Consider the following 16,706-nt stretch of genomic DNA (forward strand, 5'->3'; position numbering starts at 1 on the left):
CGACACCGCCGACGGCCGCGCCGGGTGCGGGCGCGATGGCCGCGCCGACCGGCCCGAACAGGAGACCGAACGCCAGCGCGGTGACGACGAGGTTCGTGAGGATGCCGGCCGCGAACATCCGATTGAGCGCGCTCGGGGTGGCGGCTTCCGCGGTCTCGTCGTCGGGGTCGACGAACGCGCCCGTGGGGATGGGACCGAGGAAGAACGCACCGACGGAGTCGACCTCGACGTCCCCGACGCGACAGAGGACGCCGTGTGCGCCCTCGTGGACGACGAGTGCGAGCAACAGGCCGACGAGCAGTTCGGGGGCGGCCGCCAGCGGCAGGAAGTCGTTGACGCCGGGGACGACCAGCACGTTCTGTGGCCGGGTGACCGCGGAACTCGTCTGGCCGGCGAGCGCCGCCCGTGCGACGACGACCAGGAGGGCCGCGAGTGCGACCATCAGTACCAGCGTCAGACCGACGGCGAGCGTCCCGAACGCCCGCCAGAACCGGCGATAGCGTGCGAGACGGTCGAGCAACCGACGGCCCCGGCGGGTGTGGAGAGTCGTGACGGGGCCGCTGACCTCGACCCAGTCGGGGAGCAGGCCGCGTCGGTCCGCGACCATCGCGGCCACGGTGTAACAGCACACCCCGACGACGACCCAGAGGAGGGGACCCATACACTATCGAGAACGAACAGTTCGGAGAAAAGTATTGCCGTCGTGACCGACGGCGGTGGGCCGCCACCTTCCGGGCGGGGACCGACACGCACGCGTGCGAAGTGTTCTCACGACCGGGTCGCCTACGGTCGAACATGGGCGAACTCCGACTGACGACTCCCGCGTTCGACGACGGGGGGCGTATCCCGGACGCGTACGGCTACACCGAACGGAACGTCAACCCGCCACTGCGAATCTCGGGGGTCCCCGACGACGCGGTATCGCTCGCGCTCGTGATGGACGACCCGGACGCGATGGCCCCTGCGGGCAAGGTGTGGGACCACTGGGTCGTCTGGAACCTGCCGCCCGAAACGGCCGAGATTCCGGAGGCGTGGGACGCGGCGGACGCGGCCGAGGGGACGACCGACTACGGGACGGTGGGGTACGGCGGACCGAACCCGCCGGACCGCGAACACGCCTACCGCTTCCGACTGGTCGCGCTCGACACCACGCTGGACCTCCCACCGGGCACCGACGCCGAGGCGTTGTTCGCGGCGACCGAGGGCCACGTCCTCGCGGAGACCGAACTGACCGGGACGTACGCGCCGTAGTCGCTTCCCAGCCTCGTGCTCCCGGCGCGGGCCGTTCGCCGTGGCCCTGCCACGCCGTCTGCCCCGTGGGCCCCCCGTGCCGTGGCACCGTCGCCCTCGCGCTGTCGGGAACGGAAACCGTTATGCGTGTTTAGGTGGGCCTAAAACGCATGACGAACTCGACCGACGGCGGCCGTGGGCCGACCCGGCGACGGTACCTCGCCGGGAGCGCAGCGGCGTTGAGCGGACTGCTCGCGGGTTGTACCGGCGGCGACGCCGACGACGGAACGACGCCGAACGACGACGCGCCCGCGACCGAACGCGACACCACCGCGACCGACAGCTCCGAAACGACCACCGCCGCGTCGGGCGGGCCGTACACCGCCACGCTCGCCCCCGCCGGCGAGGTGTCGTTCGACGCGGTCCCCGAATCGGTGTTCACCGTATTCTCGCAGTACCCCGACATGTGCGTGGCGCTGGGCCACGGCGACGCGGTGAACGCGATGTACGTCCCCGAGATGGCCGGGACGACGATGAATCACTACTACGACCGGTTGGAGGGCGTCTCCTTCGAGTGGGAGGGCCTGCCCGACCCGCTCTCGGACGGGCTGCCGAAGGAACTGCTGTACGACCTCGACAGCGACGTCCACCTCGTCGACCCGGCGTGGGCCTCGACCCAGAAGGGCTGGTCGGCGGGCGACGTCGACGAGGTCGCCGACGCCGTCGGGCCGTGGTTCGGGAACTTCTACAGCGGGACGAACGCCGACGCTCCCGACGGGTACGCCGCCGACTACCAGCACTACACGCTCTGGGAGCTGTTCGGCGCGGTCGCCGACGTGTTCCAGGAACGCGAGCGCTACGAGGCGCTCGCGTCGGTCCACGAGGAGATGCTGTCGACCGTCGAACAGGGGCTCCCACCACGGAGCGAGCGCCCGACCGCCGTCCGCGTCACCTACAGCGGCGACCAGTTCTACACCTACCACCTCAACGAGCCGGGCTACTGGCTGGCCGACACGCGCCCGCTCGGCGCGAACGACGCCTTCGCCGAGAAGGACTGGGGACAGCTCTGGGGCACCGTCGGGATGGAGGCGATGGCCGAGGCCGACCCCGACGTCGTCCTCCACCTCTGGGGGATGACGCCGAACTACGACATGGCGGAGGTGCGCCAGTCGCTCGCCGACGACCCCGTGGGTGGGCAGCTCTCGGCGGTCCAGAACGACCGCGTCTACGCACAGGGGATGCGCTATCAGGGGCCGCTGATGAACCTGTTCCAACTGGAGGCGACGGCCAAACAGCTCTACCCCGAGCAGTTCGGCGAGTGGCCGGGGTACGAAGCCGGTCAGCCGTACCCCGAGATTCCCGAGGACGAGCGCCTGTTCGACCGCGAGCAGGTGGCGAGCGTCGTCCGAGGCGACGGGCAGTAGCGGTCACCGGCGACCGTCCGATTCGTCCGTCTGAACCGCCCCACGGCGTCGCAGTCCGTGGGTTGAAGTGCGTCGGCACCCCCCGTTCAGGGTATGGAGGCGACGGGGCCGCCGGCGAAGATGGTCGAGCGCCGCGAGGAGTTGACGCCGATGCTCTCGCAGTACTTCGACCTCACGCGGGAGTACGACGACGCGCTGGTGCTGTTCCAGGTGGGCGACTTCTACGAGACGTTCTGTGAGGCCGCCGAAGCGGCCGCTCGAACGCTGGAGATAACGCTGACCAAACGCGAGGACTCGACGGGCACGTACCCGATGGCCGGCGTCCCCATCGACAACGTCGCGCCGTACGTCGAGACGCTGCTCGACGCCGGCTACCGCGTCGCCATCGCCGACCAGATAGAGGACCCCTCGGAGGCGTCGGGCGTCGTCGAGCGCGCCGTCACGCGCGTCGTCACGCCCGGAACCGTCGTCGACGAGGAACTGCTGGGAGCGGGCAACACGTACACCGCCGCCGTCGTCCCGTGTGAGGCCGGACGGAGCGACGACACGTCCGACCACCGCGAACGGGTCGCCGTCGCGTTCGTCGACGTCTCGACGGGGGAGTTCCGCGTCACCTCGGGGCCGCGCGACGTGGTGCAGGACGAACTCGACCGACTGGCACCCGCCGAGGTCGTCACCGCACGAGCGGTGGACGCAGACGCGGCGTCCGGCGACGACGACCCCCACGGCTTCACCGTCCGTGAGATGCACACGCCGTTCCGCGAGCGTGCGTTCGAGGCCGACACCGCTCGCGATACGCTCTCGGCGTACGTGCCGACACCGGAGGCGCTGTTCGAGGAGACGGCCGAACTCCGTGCGGCGGGCGGGTTGCTCGCCTACGCGGAGTACACGCAGGGCGTCGACAGCGGGGGGCTGGAGTACATCTCGCGGGTCAGGCGCTACGACCCCCGCGAGGGGATGCGCGTCGACGCCACCGCACTGCGCTCGCTGGAGGTGTTCGAGAACCGCGAGGGCGGCGACGAACACACTTTGCTGGGCGTCCTCGACTCGACCTCGTGTGCGCTCGGTCGGCGCGAACTCACCCACTGGCTGCGCCGCCCGCTCCTCGACCACGAGCGAATCGAACCCCGGCAGGACGCCGTCGAAGAACTCGCCGACCGTGCGTTCGTCCGCGAGGAGGCGCGCGACCTGCTGCGGGACGTCTACGACATCGAACGTCTCGTCACGCGGGTCTCGCGCGGGCGAGCGAACGCCCGCGACCTCCGGGCGCTCAAGAGCACGCTCGACGTGGTCCCCGAGTTGAAGACCGCGCTCGCCGACTGCGAGTCGGGGCCGCTCCGTGACCGCCGGGCGGCACTGGACGACCTCGCGGACGTCCGGGGACTGATCGGGCGAGCGATCGTCGAGGAACCGCCCATCGAGGTGACGGAGGGCGGTGTCGTCGCCGACGGCTACGACGAGGACTTGGACGAACTGCGGGCCGCCGAACGCGAGGGTCGGGAGTGGGTCGCGGACCTCGAAGCCAGCGAGCGCGAACGCACGGGCATCGACTCGCTGAAGGTCGGCTACAACGAGGTCCACGGCTACTACATCGAGGTGACGAACCCGAACCTCGACGCGGTGCCCGACGACTACACCCGCCGCCAGACGCTGAAGAACTCCGAGCGGTTCTACACCCCCGACTTGAAACAGCGCGAGGACGAGATTCTCGGCGCGAGCGAACGCGCCGACACCCGCGAGTACCAGTTGTTCACCGAGATTCGGGCCGAGGTCGCCGAGGAGGCAGAACGCATCCAACGTGTCGCGAGCGTGCTCGCCGAACTCGACGTGCTCTGCACCCTGGCGGACGTGGCCATCGAACGAGACTACACGCGTCCCGAACTGGGTGCCGACGGCATCCACGTCGAGGGCGGTCGTCACCCCGTCGTCGAGACGACCGAACCGCGGTTCGTCCCGAACGACGCCGACCTGCGCGAACGGAACGTCGCGGTCGTCACCGGGCCGAACATGAGCGGGAAGTCGACGTACATGCGACAGGTGGCGCTGATTCAACTGCTCGCGCAGGTCGGGAGTTTCGTCCCCGCCGAGCGCGCCCGTCTGCCCGTCGTGGACCGGATCTTCACCCGCGTCGGCGCGAGCGACGACATCGCGGGCGGCGCGTCGACGTTCATGCGCGAGATGCGCGAGTTGACGAGCATCCTCCACGACGCCACGGAGGACTCGCTGGTCCTGCTCGACGAGGTGGGACGGGGAACCAGCACGGCCGACGGCCGCGCTATCGCGTGGGCCGTCACGGAGTTCCTCCACGACGAGGTGGGGGCGACGACGCTGTTCGCGACCCACTACCACGAGTTGACGCGCATCGCCGACTCCCGCGAGCGAATCCAGAACCTCCACTTCACCATCGACCGCTCGGGCGACGCGGTGACGTTCCTCCACTCGGTCGTCGAGGGGGCCAGCGAGGCCTCCTACGGCGTCGAGGTGGCGAAACTCGCCGGCGTCCCGGGGACGGTCATCGACCGCTCGCGTGGCCTGCTCGACGACGGGTTGCCCGGCGGTGGCGAGACGGGTCACGCCCCGACCCCGGCCCCTGCCACGGAGTCGAACGGCAGGCCGGACCCGGTTCGGGCGAACGGCCACGACGGGTCGGCCGAGGTCGCGAGCGACACCGCCTCGCCGACCGACGACTCGCTGGAAGCCGCCGTTCGCGACCTGAACATCGCGTCGATGACGCCCATCGAGGCGCTGACGTGGCTCCACGAGCGCCAGCGGGAGGTGGAGCGATGAGCGACTCCGAGAGCACCGACGCGGCGAGCGTCCGCCGACTCGACGAGGAGACCGTCGCTCGCATCGCGGCCGGTGAGGTCGTCACGCGACCGGCCGATGCGGTCCGAGAACTCGTCGAGAACGCCCTCGACGCAGGAGCGTCGACCGTCGGCGTCGAGGTCGAAGACGGCGGCCTGTCGCTCCTCCGCGTCACCGACGACGGCTACGGGATGTCCCGCGAGGACGCCGAGCGCGCCGTCGAACGACACGCCACCTCGAAGATTCGCGACGCGACGGACCTCACCCGCGCCGAGACGCTCGGGTTCCGTGGCGAGGCGCTCCCCAGCATCGCCGAGGTCGGCCGCTTCGACTGCTACACGAGCGCCGAGTCGGGGTCGGGGACGCACGTCGCGGTCCGCGACGGCGACGTGTCGGCCGAGGCGACGGGCCACGGCGTCGGCACGACCGTCGAAGTCCGGGACCTGTTCGGCGACCTGCCCGCTCGCCGGGAGTCACTCGGCAGTGCCAGGCGGGAGTTCGCCCGCATCAGCGACGTGCTCACCGGGTACGCGCTCGCCAGACCCGCCGTCCGATTCCGACTCTCGCACGACGGCCGGCAGGTGCTCTCGACGCCCGGCAGTGGCGACGCGACCGAGGCGCTGTTGGCGGTGTTCGACCGTGACGTGGCGGGTCAGAGCACGACCGTCGAGGCGACGGGTGAGGACGATGCCGACGGCGAGACGGTCAGCGACGACGCGGTCCGCGTCGCGGGCGTCGTCTGCTACCCGTCGGTGACGCGCGCGACGGCGAGTCACGTCCACGTCGCGGTCAACGGTCGCCCCGTCGACGACTCGAACCTCCGGAACGCCGTCGCCGCGGGCTACGGCACGCTGCTCCCGGCCTCGCGCCACCCCGTCATCGCGCTTCGGGTCGAGGTACCACCCGACCGGGTCGACCAGAACGTCCACCCCGCGAAGCGGGAGGTGCGGTTCACGGACCTCGATACGGTGACCGAGACCGTCGAGCGCGCGGTCCGCGAGGCGCTGTCGACCGACGACCTCTCGCGGACCGCCGCGGTGTCGTTCGACACCGACGAGGCGCTCACTGCCGTCGAATCGCGGTTCGACGAGTTGCGCGTCATCGGGCAGTTCCGAGAGCTGTACCTGCTGTGTGAGGACGACGACGACCTGTTGGTCGTCGACCAGCACGCCGCTCACGAGCGGGTGAACTTCGAGCGGCTGCGCGACGACGCGGGCGACACCGAGTCCGTGCCGCTCGACCCGCCGGCGACGCTCTCGCTGTCGGCGCGTGAGGCGGCCACCCTCGAAGCACACTACGAAGACCTCGCCGCGCTCGGGTTCGCCGTCGAGTCGTTCGGCGGCGACACCTACCGCGTGACCGAAGTCCCCGCACCCGTCGGTCGGGTGGCGACCGCCGAGGCGGTCCGAGACGTGCTCGACGCGTTTCTCGCGGGCGACGCGCCCGACGACCCGCGTCGGGACCTGCTCGCGGACCTCGCCTGTCACCCCTCCCTGAAGGCGGGCGACACGCTCGCGCCCGACGAGGCCGGCGACCTGTTGGCCCGACTCGGCGAGTGCGAGCGACCGTACGCCTGCCCGCACGGTCGTCCAACGATACTTCGCATCGACGAGGCGACGCTGGCGAAGGGGTTCGGCCGGTCGAACCTGGGGCTCCGGTAGCACGCCGCCCAGCGGCCCGTCGCTCCGGATTCCGTGAGCGTGTGGCCGCGAGCAGAGGACAAACTATTTAGCGCTCTGTGGTTACTCGCTAACTGAGTAACTATGAGCATCCTCGTCACTGGCGGTGACGGCTACATCGGGTGGCCGACCGCACTGCGAATCGCATCGCGCACGGACGACCGCGTCGTCCTCGTCGACAACTTCGGTCGCCGCGAGTGGGTCGCCTCGGTCGGCTCGAAGAGCGCGACGCCAATCGCCAGCATGGAGGCTCGTATCGAGGCCGCCAGCGAGGTTCACGGTCTGGACAACCTCTCGTTCGTCGAGGGCGACCTCGTCGACCGCGCGGTCGTCGACCGCGTCCTCCAGGTCCACGAACCCCACACCGTCGTCCACACGGCGGCCCAGCCGAGCGCGCCGTACTCCCAGATCAACGGCGAGCGCGCGAACTTCACGCAGCACAACAACCTCCAGGCGACCCGCAACCTCGTGTTCGGCCTGAAGGAGAACGACATGACCGACACGCACCTCATCGAGACGACCACGACGGGCGTCTACGGTGCGCCGTCGTTCCCCATCCCCGAGGGCGACGCGAAGATGGAGAACATGGGCGAGAGCGACACCGTCCCGTTCCCCGCGATGGCCGGTAGCTGGTACCACCTCACGAAGAGCCACGACGCGGCGAACCTCCGCCTCGCGCACAAGCAGTTCGATATCCCCATCTCGGACGTACGCACGGCTATCGTCTACGGCACCGAGACCGAGGAGACGCGCCAGGACGACCGTCTGAAGACGCGCTTCGACTTCGACTACTACTTCGGCGTCGTCGCCCACCGCTTCGCCGCTCAGGCCGTCGCGGGCTACCCGCTGACGGTGTACGGCAAGGGCGAACAGCGCAAACCGTTCGTCTCGCTCGAGGACACCGTCGAGGGTCTCGCCCGCCTCGCGCTCTCGGACGCCGACGACCGCGAGCACGGCCACGAGGTCTACAACCAGGTCACCAACCCCATCAGCATCGTCGGGATGGCCGAGACCATCGCGGAGGTCGCTCGCGACTTCGGCTACGACGGTGAGGTCATGCACGTCGAGAACCCGCGCGACGAGGACGAGACCCACCAGATGGAGATCGTCAACGACCGCTACATGAGCCTCATCGGCGAGCAGCACACGACGTTCGAGGAGGGCATCCGCGACGTGTTCGAGACGCTCTCGCAGTACGAGAACACCATCGTCACCCACGAGGACCGGTTCCTCCCGAGCGTCCTGGAGGAGTAGATGGACGTCCTCGTCACCGGCGGTCTGGGCTACATCGGCAGCGTCCTCGTCCCGTTGCTGGACGCCGACGAGCGTGTCGACCGCGTCGCCGTCGTCGACAACCTCTCGCTCGGGTCGCCTCGCTCGCTGAAGGGGTCGCTCACCGAGAGCGTCGACTTCCGCCGGGGCGACGTCCGCGAGTACGGCGACGTCGAGAGCGCGATGCGCGACTGCGACACGGTCGTGCACCTCGCGGCCATCACGGGTGCGGCGAGCACCCACGACCGCCGCGAGGAGACGTTCGCCGTCAACTACGACGGCACCGAGAACGTCCTCACCGCGGCCGGGAAACTCGGCGTCGACAACGTCGTGCTGGCGTCGTCGTGTAACCTCTACGGGCGCGCCGCCTCGACGGACCTCGACGAGACGGTCGACCCCGACCCCATCAACCCGTACGCCGAGACGAAACTCCAGTCGGAGGACCTCCTCCGCGACGCGATGGAGGAGTTCGGCATGGACGGCACCGCTCTGCGGATGGCGACGAACTACGGCGACTCGCCGGGCGTCCGGTTCAACCTCGTCGTCAACACGTTCGTCTTCCGGGCGCTCACCGACCGCGCGCTCACCGTCTACGGCGACGGCTCGAACTGGCGACCGTTCATCCACGTCCGGGACGCGGCGCGGGCGTACGCTCACGCCGCCCTCGACCCCGTCGCGTGGGACCACCTCGTCTACAACGTGGGGTCCAACGCGGGCAACTACCAGATAGCCGACATCGCCGAGGCCGTCAGCGAGGAGGTCGCCCCCGTCGACGTGACGTACCTCGAAGACGAACACCCCGGCCCCTCCTACCACGTCAACTTCGACCGCATCGCCGAGACGGGTTACGAGACGGAGTGGACGCTCCGCGAGGGCATCCGTGACCTCGCGACGGCGTTCCGACCCCGGACCTGACCCGTCACGACCGCCACCAGCGCAACACCTACGACCCCTACGCAACACTTCTCCGACATCATGACGGACACCGACCGCTCCGACGCCAGCACCGACACCGAGACGCCCCACGTCGCCGTCACCGGCGCGGCGGGCTACATCGGGAGCCGACTCGTCGCCGACCTCCGGCGCGAGCACCCCGACTGGGAACTGACCGCCGTCGATAACTTCTACCTCGGACAGGTCCGCTCCATCGGCGACCTCGACATCGACCACGTCGACATCCGACACCGCGAGGAGTTGGAGGAGGCCCTCGCTGGGGCCGACGCGGTCGTCCACCTCGCCGCCATCAGCGGTGTCAACGACTGCGACGAGCACCCCGACCGCGCCTACGAGGTGAACGTCCAGGGGACCGAGAACGTCGCGTGGTTCTGTCGGAAGACGGGCGCGGCGCTCGCCTTCCCGTTCTCGATGGCCGTCATCGGTGACCCGACGGAGTTCCCCATCACGACCGACCTCCCGCGCGACCCGCTGAACTGGTACGGGCGGACGAAGGTCCTCAACGAGCAGGCGATCGAGTGGTACGCCGACGGCGCGTTCCCGGCCCACCAGTTCATGGTCGCGAACCTCTACGGCGAACACGAACTGGACGGCCAGACTATCTCGAAGCGGACGGTCATCAACATCTTCGCCAACCTGGCGCTCGACGGCGAGTCGCTGACGGTCAACGAACCCGGGACGCAGTCCCGGAACTTCGTCCACGTCAAGGACGTCGCCCAGGCGTTCGCGAAGAGCGTCGAACGGCTACTGGAGCAGCGAGGGGACGGCGAAACGGGCGTCGAGAAGTACGAGGTCGCGACGGACGAGGACCCGAGCGTGCTCGACGTCGCCGAACTGGTCCAGCAGTACGCTCGCGAGGAGCGCGGCGTCGACGTCGACGTCGTGATGCGCGAGAACCCGCGCAGCGGCGAGACGCTCGTCGACTCCTTCGAGGTCGACTGGTCGGCGGCCCGCGACCGACTCGGGTGGGAGCCACGAGAGAGCGTCGAGGACTCGATTCGCAGTCTGCTGCGCGAGTAGTCGGCGTACGCTCTCGCGTCGCTCGGTCTATCCTTCGGCGCGCTCTCTCACTTTCGTCAGAATCGCCCGGAGTTCGTCCTTCGTGAACCCGCTCCGTCCACCGTCTGGGTCGTCGTCGGAACGCTCGCCGATGCGCCAGCGGATGCCCGACCGCATCTGTGCCTTCGAAGGGCGCGGGGAGGACTCCGAGAGGTAGCCGAGCGCCACGGCGATGGCCTGAAGGGACTCCTTGGTGAACCCGGTCTTCTCGACGCGTTCGTAGCGACCGACCGCGGTGCGGATGTCGTTTCGTAACTCGTCGACGGTGGGACTCATGGCACACGTACCGGCGAACGGAGGGATGTAGTTTGGCATCGCGCGGCGACCACTGCGCGAGTCGGCCGTCGTCGACTCAGGCCTCGTCGGCTTCGAGCGGCGCGTCCTCGCCGTCGTTCGCCTCGGCAGCGGCCTCGCGGGCCTCTCGCTCCTCGCGCAGGCGCTCTTCGGCGTTGTCGCGGTCCTCGGGGTAGCCCACGTCGGTCCGCCAGCCGTCCATCCGGATGGCGTCGATGGTGCGTCCCGACTGGAGCAGGAGGTTGATGGCGTCGGACAGTTCGTACTCGTCGCGGTTCGACGGCTGGACGAGGTGACACGCGTGGAAGATGGACGGGGTGAACGTGTAGAAGCCCGTCATCACGAGGTTCGTCGGCGGGTCCTCGGGTTTCTCCATCACCTCGACGATCTCGCCGTAGTCGTTGGTGTCACAGACGCCGTAGCGGCCGGCCTCCTCCCAGGGGACCTCCTCGACGAGGAAGGCGGCGTCGGCGCGGTCTTCCTGCTGGCGGTTGACGACGTCCGCGAGGTTCGCGCTGAAGATGTTGTCCCCGAGGATGAGCATGAAGTCGTCGTCGATGTGCTCCTCGACGGTGAGCAGGGCGTGTGCCAGCCCCAGCGCCTCGCGCTGGTGGGAGTAGGTGATTGGGATGCCCTCGAACTCGTCGCCGTAGTAGCTGATGATTTTCTCCTTGAGGTAGCCGACGACGACGAGCAGTTCGTCGGCCCCGAGTTCGACGAGGTGCTCGAAGCAGTGGGTGAGGATGGGTTTGCCGTCGACCTCGACCATCGCCTTCGGTTTGTCCTCGGTCAGCGGACGGAGCCGGGTGCCTTCGCCGGCCGCGAGTACGACTGCTTTCATAGACGGGGAGTCACCAGCCGCGCTTAAAAAGATTCGACACGGTTCAGGTCAGCCGACGGGACGGTTTACGACGGTAGTCGGTGACTGAAATCGCCCACGGACGTGGGCGTCGGGGGTAACGACCTCCTTACTATCCCGCCTCCCCGACTCGCGTCCACCAATGAACGTCTCCGTCGTCGGGAGCGGGTACGTCGGTACGAGCGTCGCCGCCTGCCTCGCGGACCTCGGCCACGACGTGGTCGCCATCGACATCGACGCCGACATCGTCGAACGAATCAACGCCGGCGAGTCGCCCATCCACGAACCGGGCCTCCCCGAACTCATCGAGGAACACGCCGGCGGTCGCCTGCGGGCGACGACCGAACACGCCGCGCTCCGGGACACCGACCTCACGTTCGTCGCGATGCAGACGCCCTCTCGCGAGGACGGCTCTATCGACCTCTCGGTCGTCGAAGCCGGCATGCGCGACGTCGGCGAGACGCTCGCCGAGAAGGAGGGCTACCACCTCGTCGTCGTCAAGTCGACGGTCCTGCCGGGCATGACCGAAGAGCGGCTGATTCCCGTCCTCGAGGAGGCCTCCGGGAAGACCGAAGGCGAGGAGTTCGGCGTCGCGGTCAACCCCGAGTTCCAGAGTCAGGGCAGCGCCGTCGACGACTTCATGAACCCCGACAAACTGGTGTTCGGCGCGACCGACGACCGCGCGTACGGCCTCCTGCGGGACCTCTACGCGCCGCTCGTCGAGCAAGCCGACGCCCGCGCCGAAGTCGTCGAGACCGGACTCCGCGAGGGAGCGATGATCAAGTACGCCAACAACGTCTTCCTCGCCGCGAAGATATCGACCATCAACGAGATCGCCAACGTCTGCAAGGAGTACGGCGTCGACTCCTACGAGGTGAGCGACGCCATCGGCCTCGACGAGCGTATCGGCGCGTCGTTCCTCCGCTCCGGTGCAGGGTGGGGCGGGTCGTGCTTCCCGAAGGACACCGACGCGCTCCGGGCGGCCGCCCGCGAGAAGGAGTACGAACCCGTCCTGCTGGACGCCGTCGTGACGGTCAACGACCGTCAACCCGTTCGGATGGTCGACTTCCTCGAACGTCACGTCGACGTCGAGGGGAGACGCGTCGCCGTCCTCGGCCTCGCGTTCAAGCCGGAGACCGACGACATCCGCGGGTCGCGCTCGAAACTCGCCATCGAGGCGCTCGAACAGCGCGGTGCGCAGGTCGTCGCCTTCGACCCGACCGAGGCCGCCGACCACATGGCCGAACAGTACCCCGACGTGAAGTACGTCGAGAGTGCGGCGGCCGCCCTCGACGGCGCTCACGGTGCGCTCGTCATGACCGACTGGCCGGAGTTCGCCGCGCTCGACGCGGAGTTCGACGCGATGGCCGACCCCGTCGTCGTCGACGGGCGGCGCATCGTCGAGCGTCGCGAGGGCATCGTCTACGAAGGACTGACCTGGTAAGCCGAGCAGCGACGGCCGAGTCGACGGACTACCATGGATGGGACTGAAAGGGGGCCTCCGAGGTCGTACTGGCTCTCTCCGATTCGACACAGCAGACCACTCCTCCTAGCGACCCCCGCTCCTCAAGTACCCGGCCCGTGGACCTGCGACTATGAACCCACGCGTCGGCTTCGTCACACAACTTGGGATGGACCCACTCGTCGCCATCGAACGAGCGGGCGCGCTGGGCTTCGACTACGTGGAGTTGATGCTCGACGGGGAGACCGCACCCCACCGGGTCGCCGACCGCCGCGACGAGTTCGCTCGCGCGCTCGACGACGCGGGCCTCGACCTGCTGGTCCACCTCCCCTTCGGCGGTATCGACGTCGCGTCGCCGTTCGAGGGGGTCCGTGAGGGGTCGCGTCGGGCGGTCGAGGACGCCATCGACGCCGCGGCTGCCCTCGGGGCGGAGAAGGGCGTCCTCCACGCCCAGACGAACGTCTGGCGACCGGCGTGGGACGCCGCGGAACTCCGCCCGCACCTCGTCGACTCCGTCCGTCACCTGGCCGCGTACGGCCGAGAACGCGAGTTCGAAATCTGCGTCGAGAACATCCCACGCGGGCAGTTCTCCACGACCGACGTCCCCGACGTCGTCACGGAGGCCGACGCGTCGATGACGCTCGACACTGGCCACGCGCGCATCGACGGCTACGACGCCGACGGGATGGCGAACCTCGTCGCGGACTCGCGGCGCGTCTCGCACGTCCACCTCAACGACACGCGCCGCGCACGCGACGAACACCTCGCGTTCGGACTGGGCGACATCGACTTCGGGACGCTGTTCGACGCGTTCGACGACGACTGGGCGGGGACGCTCTCGCTGGAGGTGTTCACGCTCGACTACGACTACCTCGCGGTGAGCAAGGAGCGACTGGACGCGCTCCTCGGCGAACGACGCTGAGCGAGCGGGCCGCCCACCTGCTCAGTCGTCGGTCGTCGCCTGCGTCCCGGTCGCCTCGGGCGACTCCTCGGACCCGAACCGGTCCCACAGCACCAGCAGGCTCGGGAGGACGACGACGCTCGCGACGAACGCGTAGACGATTGCGCTCCCGGTGACCAGTCCGAACCGCCTGAGCGACGGGACGAGCGCGAACGTCAGCACGCCGAATCCGCCGGCGGTCGTGACGGCGCTCGCCAGCACCGCGCCGCCAGTGCCGCTGACGGTCCGGTCGAGTGCGGCGAGCGCCGACCCCGACCGCTGGCGCTCCTCGACGAACCGTTCGCTGATGTGGATGGCGTAGTCGACGCCGATGCCGATGGCGATGCTGGCGATGATGACGGTCTCGGTGTTGAACGGGATGCCGACGAGGTACATCGTGCCCAGAATCCAGCTCAGCGCGAAGACGACCGGCACCATCGTCACCGCGCCGAGGGTGAGCGTTCCGTACCGCCGGTAGAAGATGGCGGTCAGGAACGCGAGGATGAGACCGAGCGTGATGAGAAACGTCTCGACGAGCGTCCGCAACAGCGACTGCTGGACGAGTTCGGTGGTGATGGGCGACCCCGTCGCGGTGACGGTCAGTCCCGACCCCTCCTCGATGGTCGCGGCCACCGCTCGCATCTCCGTGGTCACCTCGCCGGTGTCCGCACCGCCGACGGTCGTGACGGTCATCCGGAGGGCCTCGTAGCTGGTGTCGCTCCCGCCGTCGCCGCCAGTACGGTAGAGGACGCTCGCTGCCGCCTCCGCATCGGCGGCGTACAGCGCGTCGTACACTGCGGCGAGGTTCCGGTCGGGGACGCCGTTCCCGTCGGTGTCGCTCTCCTCGAACGTCGTGGCGAACTGCTCGTCGCGCGCGGCGACGCGCTCCATCACCGTCAGCGGGTCGTCGACGCTCGGCTCGCCGTTCGCCAGTTCGATGGCGGTCTCGGTGTCGGCGACGGCGTCCTCGCCCCTGGCGAGTCGTTCGAGCGTGTCGTCGTCGGTCACCGGCCCCTCCACCAGTATCTCGACGCGCGACCCGGCGTTCGACTGGACGAAGTTGTCGTTGAGGAACAGCGCGTTCTCCCGCAGGTCGTAGTCGCTGGGCTGGAACGGCCCCGGAAGCGAGTCCATCCAGCCGGGGGCGTCGCGCGGGAGGAACTCGACGCGGTCCAGCGAGGTGTCGATGTCCGTCGCGGCGTAGCCGCCGCCGGCGCTGACGAGCAGTGCGACGACGACCACGACGAGCGGGACGCGACGGGCCACGGTGGTCCCGACACCGAGGACGCGGTTCGTGAGGCCGCCGGTCCCGAACGCACGCTTCTCGCGGGGGCGACCGACCCGTTCGAGGAGGCCTTCGAGTTCGAGCTTCAGCGCTGGAACGAGGACGACGAACACGACGAACGTCGCGACGATGCCCACCCCGGCCACGAGGCCGAACTCTCGGATGGAGGGGATGTCGCTGGCGAGGTTCGAGAAGAACCCGACACTGGTCGTGAACGTCGTCGCACCGAGCGCGGCGGTGACGCCGGCGAGACCGACACGCATCGCCGCGCGCGGCGAGTCGGCCTCGGGGCGGGCCTCCCGGTAGCGCATCACGACGTGCAACGCGTAGTCGATGGAGAGGCCGATGAGCAAGAACGGGACGGCGATGAGGATCTGCGTGACGCCGAGGCCGGCCCACCCCATGAACCCGCCCATCCAGACGAGGACGAGGACGACCCCGAGCAGCGCGAGGACGACGTCGAGCAGGTCGCGGTAGGCGACGACGAGCACGAGCAGGACGAACGCGAGCGCGATGGGCGAGATGATGGCGAAGCTCTCGCCGGTCGCCCGGCCGGACTCCTCGTCGACGATACCCTGCCCGAAGACGAACCCCTCGTCGCCGAACGTCGTCTCCACCTCCTCCTGGATGGCGAGTTGCGCGGTCACGACGTCGGCGGGCAACGAGTCGCTCTCGCCATCGACCTGCTGGAAGGCGAACAGGATACGGGCGTCTGCGGTGGCGGTGCCGGGTTCGTACTCGGTCGAGACGAGCGTGAACGGGTCGGCGTTTCCGGGCACCTCGGCGTCGGGCGAGAGCACCCGTTCGACGACGGCGGCGACCTCCTCGTCGCTCATCGACTCCAACTGCTCGATTTGAGCGTCGAGCGAGGGAACCGCCGGTGGACCGCCCGCACTCCCCGTCGACGCGTTCTCGTCGTCGCCGTTCGTTTCGTTCGTCACGTCCCCCGGTGGCCCGCCGCTCGCGTTCTGCTGGTCGTCGCCGGTCGGTGGGCCACCGGAGCCTTCCGCTCGTGCCGCCTCGGCCTGCATCGCGGCGATGGCGACGACGTTCGAGAGGCCGACGGTCGGTTGTTCCTCGGCGAGCGTCGCGTTGATACTCTCGTTCGCGCGCAGTCGTTGCTGTAGTTCGAGCGTCTCGACGAGCGAGGCCTTCGTGAGGACGTTGTCGCCGGTGACGACGATCTGGACGGCGGTCGTGTTCTCGCCCTCGACCGAGAAGTTCGACTGGACGTAGTCGAGTTTCTGCGCCTCCGTCGAGTCGCCGCCGAAACTGGCGATGGTGAGGCCGCCTTCGACGCCCGGTGCACCTGCCCCGACGACCACCGTCGCGACGAGGACGGCGACGAGGAACAGTCGACTGTGCCGAGTCAGCACGGCGGCGTACCGGTCCACGAGACCCATTGCTCCACAGTGCGTGGGCGACGACGATATAGTTGTAGTA

General features: G+C 69.1%; 13 protein-coding genes. 9 read left to right on the forward strand and 4 right to left on the reverse strand.

Features of this window, described 5'->3' with window-relative positions:
* Positions 1-661 (reverse strand): site-2 protease family protein (locus tag M1L36_RS14755; protein ID WP_250874503.1); only part of this gene is annotated, 661 nt, incomplete at its 3' end.
* 134 nt (positions 662-795) lie between these two features.
* Between M1L36_RS14755 and M1L36_RS14760 the strand changes: the two genes are divergently transcribed.
* The 7 genes from M1L36_RS14760 to M1L36_RS14790 all read left to right on the forward strand — a co-directional run bounded on the left by M1L36_RS14760 (position 796) and on the right by M1L36_RS14790 (position 10,384).
* Positions 796-1,251 (forward strand): YbhB/YbcL family Raf kinase inhibitor-like protein, encoded by a 456-nt coding sequence (locus M1L36_RS14760; protein WP_250874504.1) that lies wholly within the window; start codon positions 796-798, stop codon positions 1,249-1,251.
* 149 nt (positions 1,252-1,400) lie between these two features.
* Positions 1,401-2,654: an ABC transporter substrate-binding protein gene (locus M1L36_RS14765; RefSeq protein WP_250874505.1), complete on the forward strand. Its 1,254-nt coding sequence runs from the start codon at positions 1,401-1,403 to the stop codon at positions 2,652-2,654.
* A 93-nt stretch (positions 2,655-2,747) separates the two neighbouring features.
* On the forward strand, positions 2,748-5,441 hold the full coding sequence (mutS, locus tag M1L36_RS14770; protein ID WP_250874506.1) for a DNA mismatch repair protein MutS: 2,694 nt from the start codon (positions 2,748-2,750) through the stop codon (positions 5,439-5,441).
* Positions 5,438-7,120 (forward strand): DNA mismatch repair endonuclease MutL, encoded by a 1,683-nt coding sequence (gene mutL, locus M1L36_RS14775; protein ID WP_250874507.1) that lies wholly within the window; start codon positions 5,438-5,440, stop codon positions 7,118-7,120. The genes mutS and mutL overlap by 4 nt, the downstream gene beginning before the upstream one ends.
* 102 nt (positions 7,121-7,222) lie before the next feature.
* Positions 7,223-8,392, forward strand: coding sequence for an NAD-dependent epimerase/dehydratase family protein (locus tag M1L36_RS14780; RefSeq protein WP_250874508.1), 1,170 nt, complete (start codon positions 7,223-7,225; stop codon positions 8,390-8,392).
* Complete coding sequence (locus tag M1L36_RS14785) at positions 8,393-9,325, forward strand: NAD-dependent epimerase/dehydratase family protein (RefSeq protein ID WP_250874509.1); 933 nt, start codon at positions 8,393-8,395, stop codon at positions 9,323-9,325.
* Between the two features lie 60 nt (positions 9,326-9,385).
* Positions 9,386-10,384, forward strand: coding sequence for an NAD-dependent epimerase/dehydratase family protein (locus M1L36_RS14790; RefSeq protein ID WP_250874510.1), 999 nt, complete (start codon positions 9,386-9,388; stop codon positions 10,382-10,384).
* Between the two features lie 27 nt (positions 10,385-10,411).
* Here the strand turns inward: M1L36_RS14790 and M1L36_RS14795 are convergent, their stop codons facing one another.
* A complete protein-coding gene (locus M1L36_RS14795) occupies positions 10,412-10,699 on the reverse strand; it encodes a hypothetical protein (RefSeq protein ID WP_250874511.1) in 288 nt (95 codons plus the stop codon).
* 76 nt (positions 10,700-10,775) lie between these two features.
* A complete protein-coding gene (gene aglF / locus M1L36_RS14800; protein WP_250874512.1) occupies positions 10,776-11,558 on the reverse strand; it encodes a UTP--glucose-1-phosphate uridylyltransferase AglF in 783 nt (260 codons plus the stop codon).
* Positions 11,559-11,718: 160 nt separating this feature from the next.
* Between aglF and aglM the strand changes: the two genes are divergently transcribed.
* Complete coding sequence (gene aglM / locus M1L36_RS14805) at positions 11,719-13,020, forward strand: UDP-glucose 6-dehydrogenase AglM (protein WP_250874513.1); 1,302 nt, start codon at positions 11,719-11,721, stop codon at positions 13,018-13,020.
* A gap of 151 nt (positions 13,021-13,171) precedes the next feature.
* Positions 13,172-13,960, forward strand: a complete 789-nt coding sequence (locus M1L36_RS14810) for a sugar phosphate isomerase/epimerase family protein (RefSeq protein ID WP_250874514.1) — start codon at positions 13,172-13,174, stop codon at positions 13,958-13,960.
* 21 nt (positions 13,961-13,981) lie between these two features.
* On the opposite strand, the gene M1L36_RS14815 is transcribed toward M1L36_RS14810, so the two are convergent.
* Positions 13,982-16,666 carry an efflux RND transporter permease subunit gene (locus M1L36_RS14815; RefSeq protein ID WP_250874515.1) on the reverse strand — a complete coding sequence of 895 codons (2,685 nt, stop codon included), beginning with the start codon at positions 16,664-16,666 and terminating at the stop codon, positions 13,982-13,984.
* Positions 16,667-16,706: the final 40 nt, after the last annotated feature.

The organism is Halomarina rubra, from assembly GCF_023699475.1.
Taxonomy (GTDB): domain Archaea; phylum Halobacteriota; class Halobacteria; order Halobacteriales; family Haloarculaceae; genus Halomarina; species Halomarina rubra.

Coding starts and splice junctions, on each gene's coding strand:
- M1L36_RS14790 (WP_250874510.1), top strand. CDS start 9,386: ATGACGGACACCGACCGCTCCGACGCCAGCACCGACACCGAGACGCCC.
- mutS (WP_250874506.1), top strand. CDS start 2,748: ATGGAGGCGACGGGGCCGCCGGCGAAGATGGTCGAGCGCCGCGAGGAG.
- M1L36_RS14785 (WP_250874509.1), top strand. CDS start 8,393: ATGGACGTCCTCGTCACCGGCGGTCTGGGCTACATCGGCAGCGTCCTC.
- M1L36_RS14780 (WP_250874508.1), top strand. CDS start 7,223: ATGAGCATCCTCGTCACTGGCGGTGACGGCTACATCGGGTGGCCGACC.
- M1L36_RS14815 (WP_250874515.1), bottom strand. CDS start 16,666: ATGGGTCTCGTGGACCGGTACGCCGCCGTGCTGACTCGGCACAGTCGA.
- mutL (WP_250874507.1), top strand. CDS start 5,438: ATGAGCGACTCCGAGAGCACCGACGCGGCGAGCGTCCGCCGACTCGAC.
- aglM (WP_250874513.1), top strand. CDS start 11,719: ATGAACGTCTCCGTCGTCGGGAGCGGGTACGTCGGTACGAGCGTCGCC.
- M1L36_RS14810 (WP_250874514.1), top strand. CDS start 13,172: ATGAACCCACGCGTCGGCTTCGTCACACAACTTGGGATGGACCCACTC.
- aglF (WP_250874512.1), bottom strand. CDS start 11,558: ATGAAAGCAGTCGTACTCGCGGCCGGCGAAGGCACCCGGCTCCGTCCG.
- M1L36_RS14765 (WP_250874505.1), top strand. CDS start 1,401: ATGACGAACTCGACCGACGGCGGCCGTGGGCCGACCCGGCGACGGTAC.
- M1L36_RS14760 (WP_250874504.1), top strand. CDS start 796: ATGGGCGAACTCCGACTGACGACTCCCGCGTTCGACGACGGGGGGCGT.
- M1L36_RS14795 (WP_250874511.1), bottom strand. CDS start 10,699: ATGAGTCCCACCGTCGACGAGTTACGAAACGACATCCGCACCGCGGTC.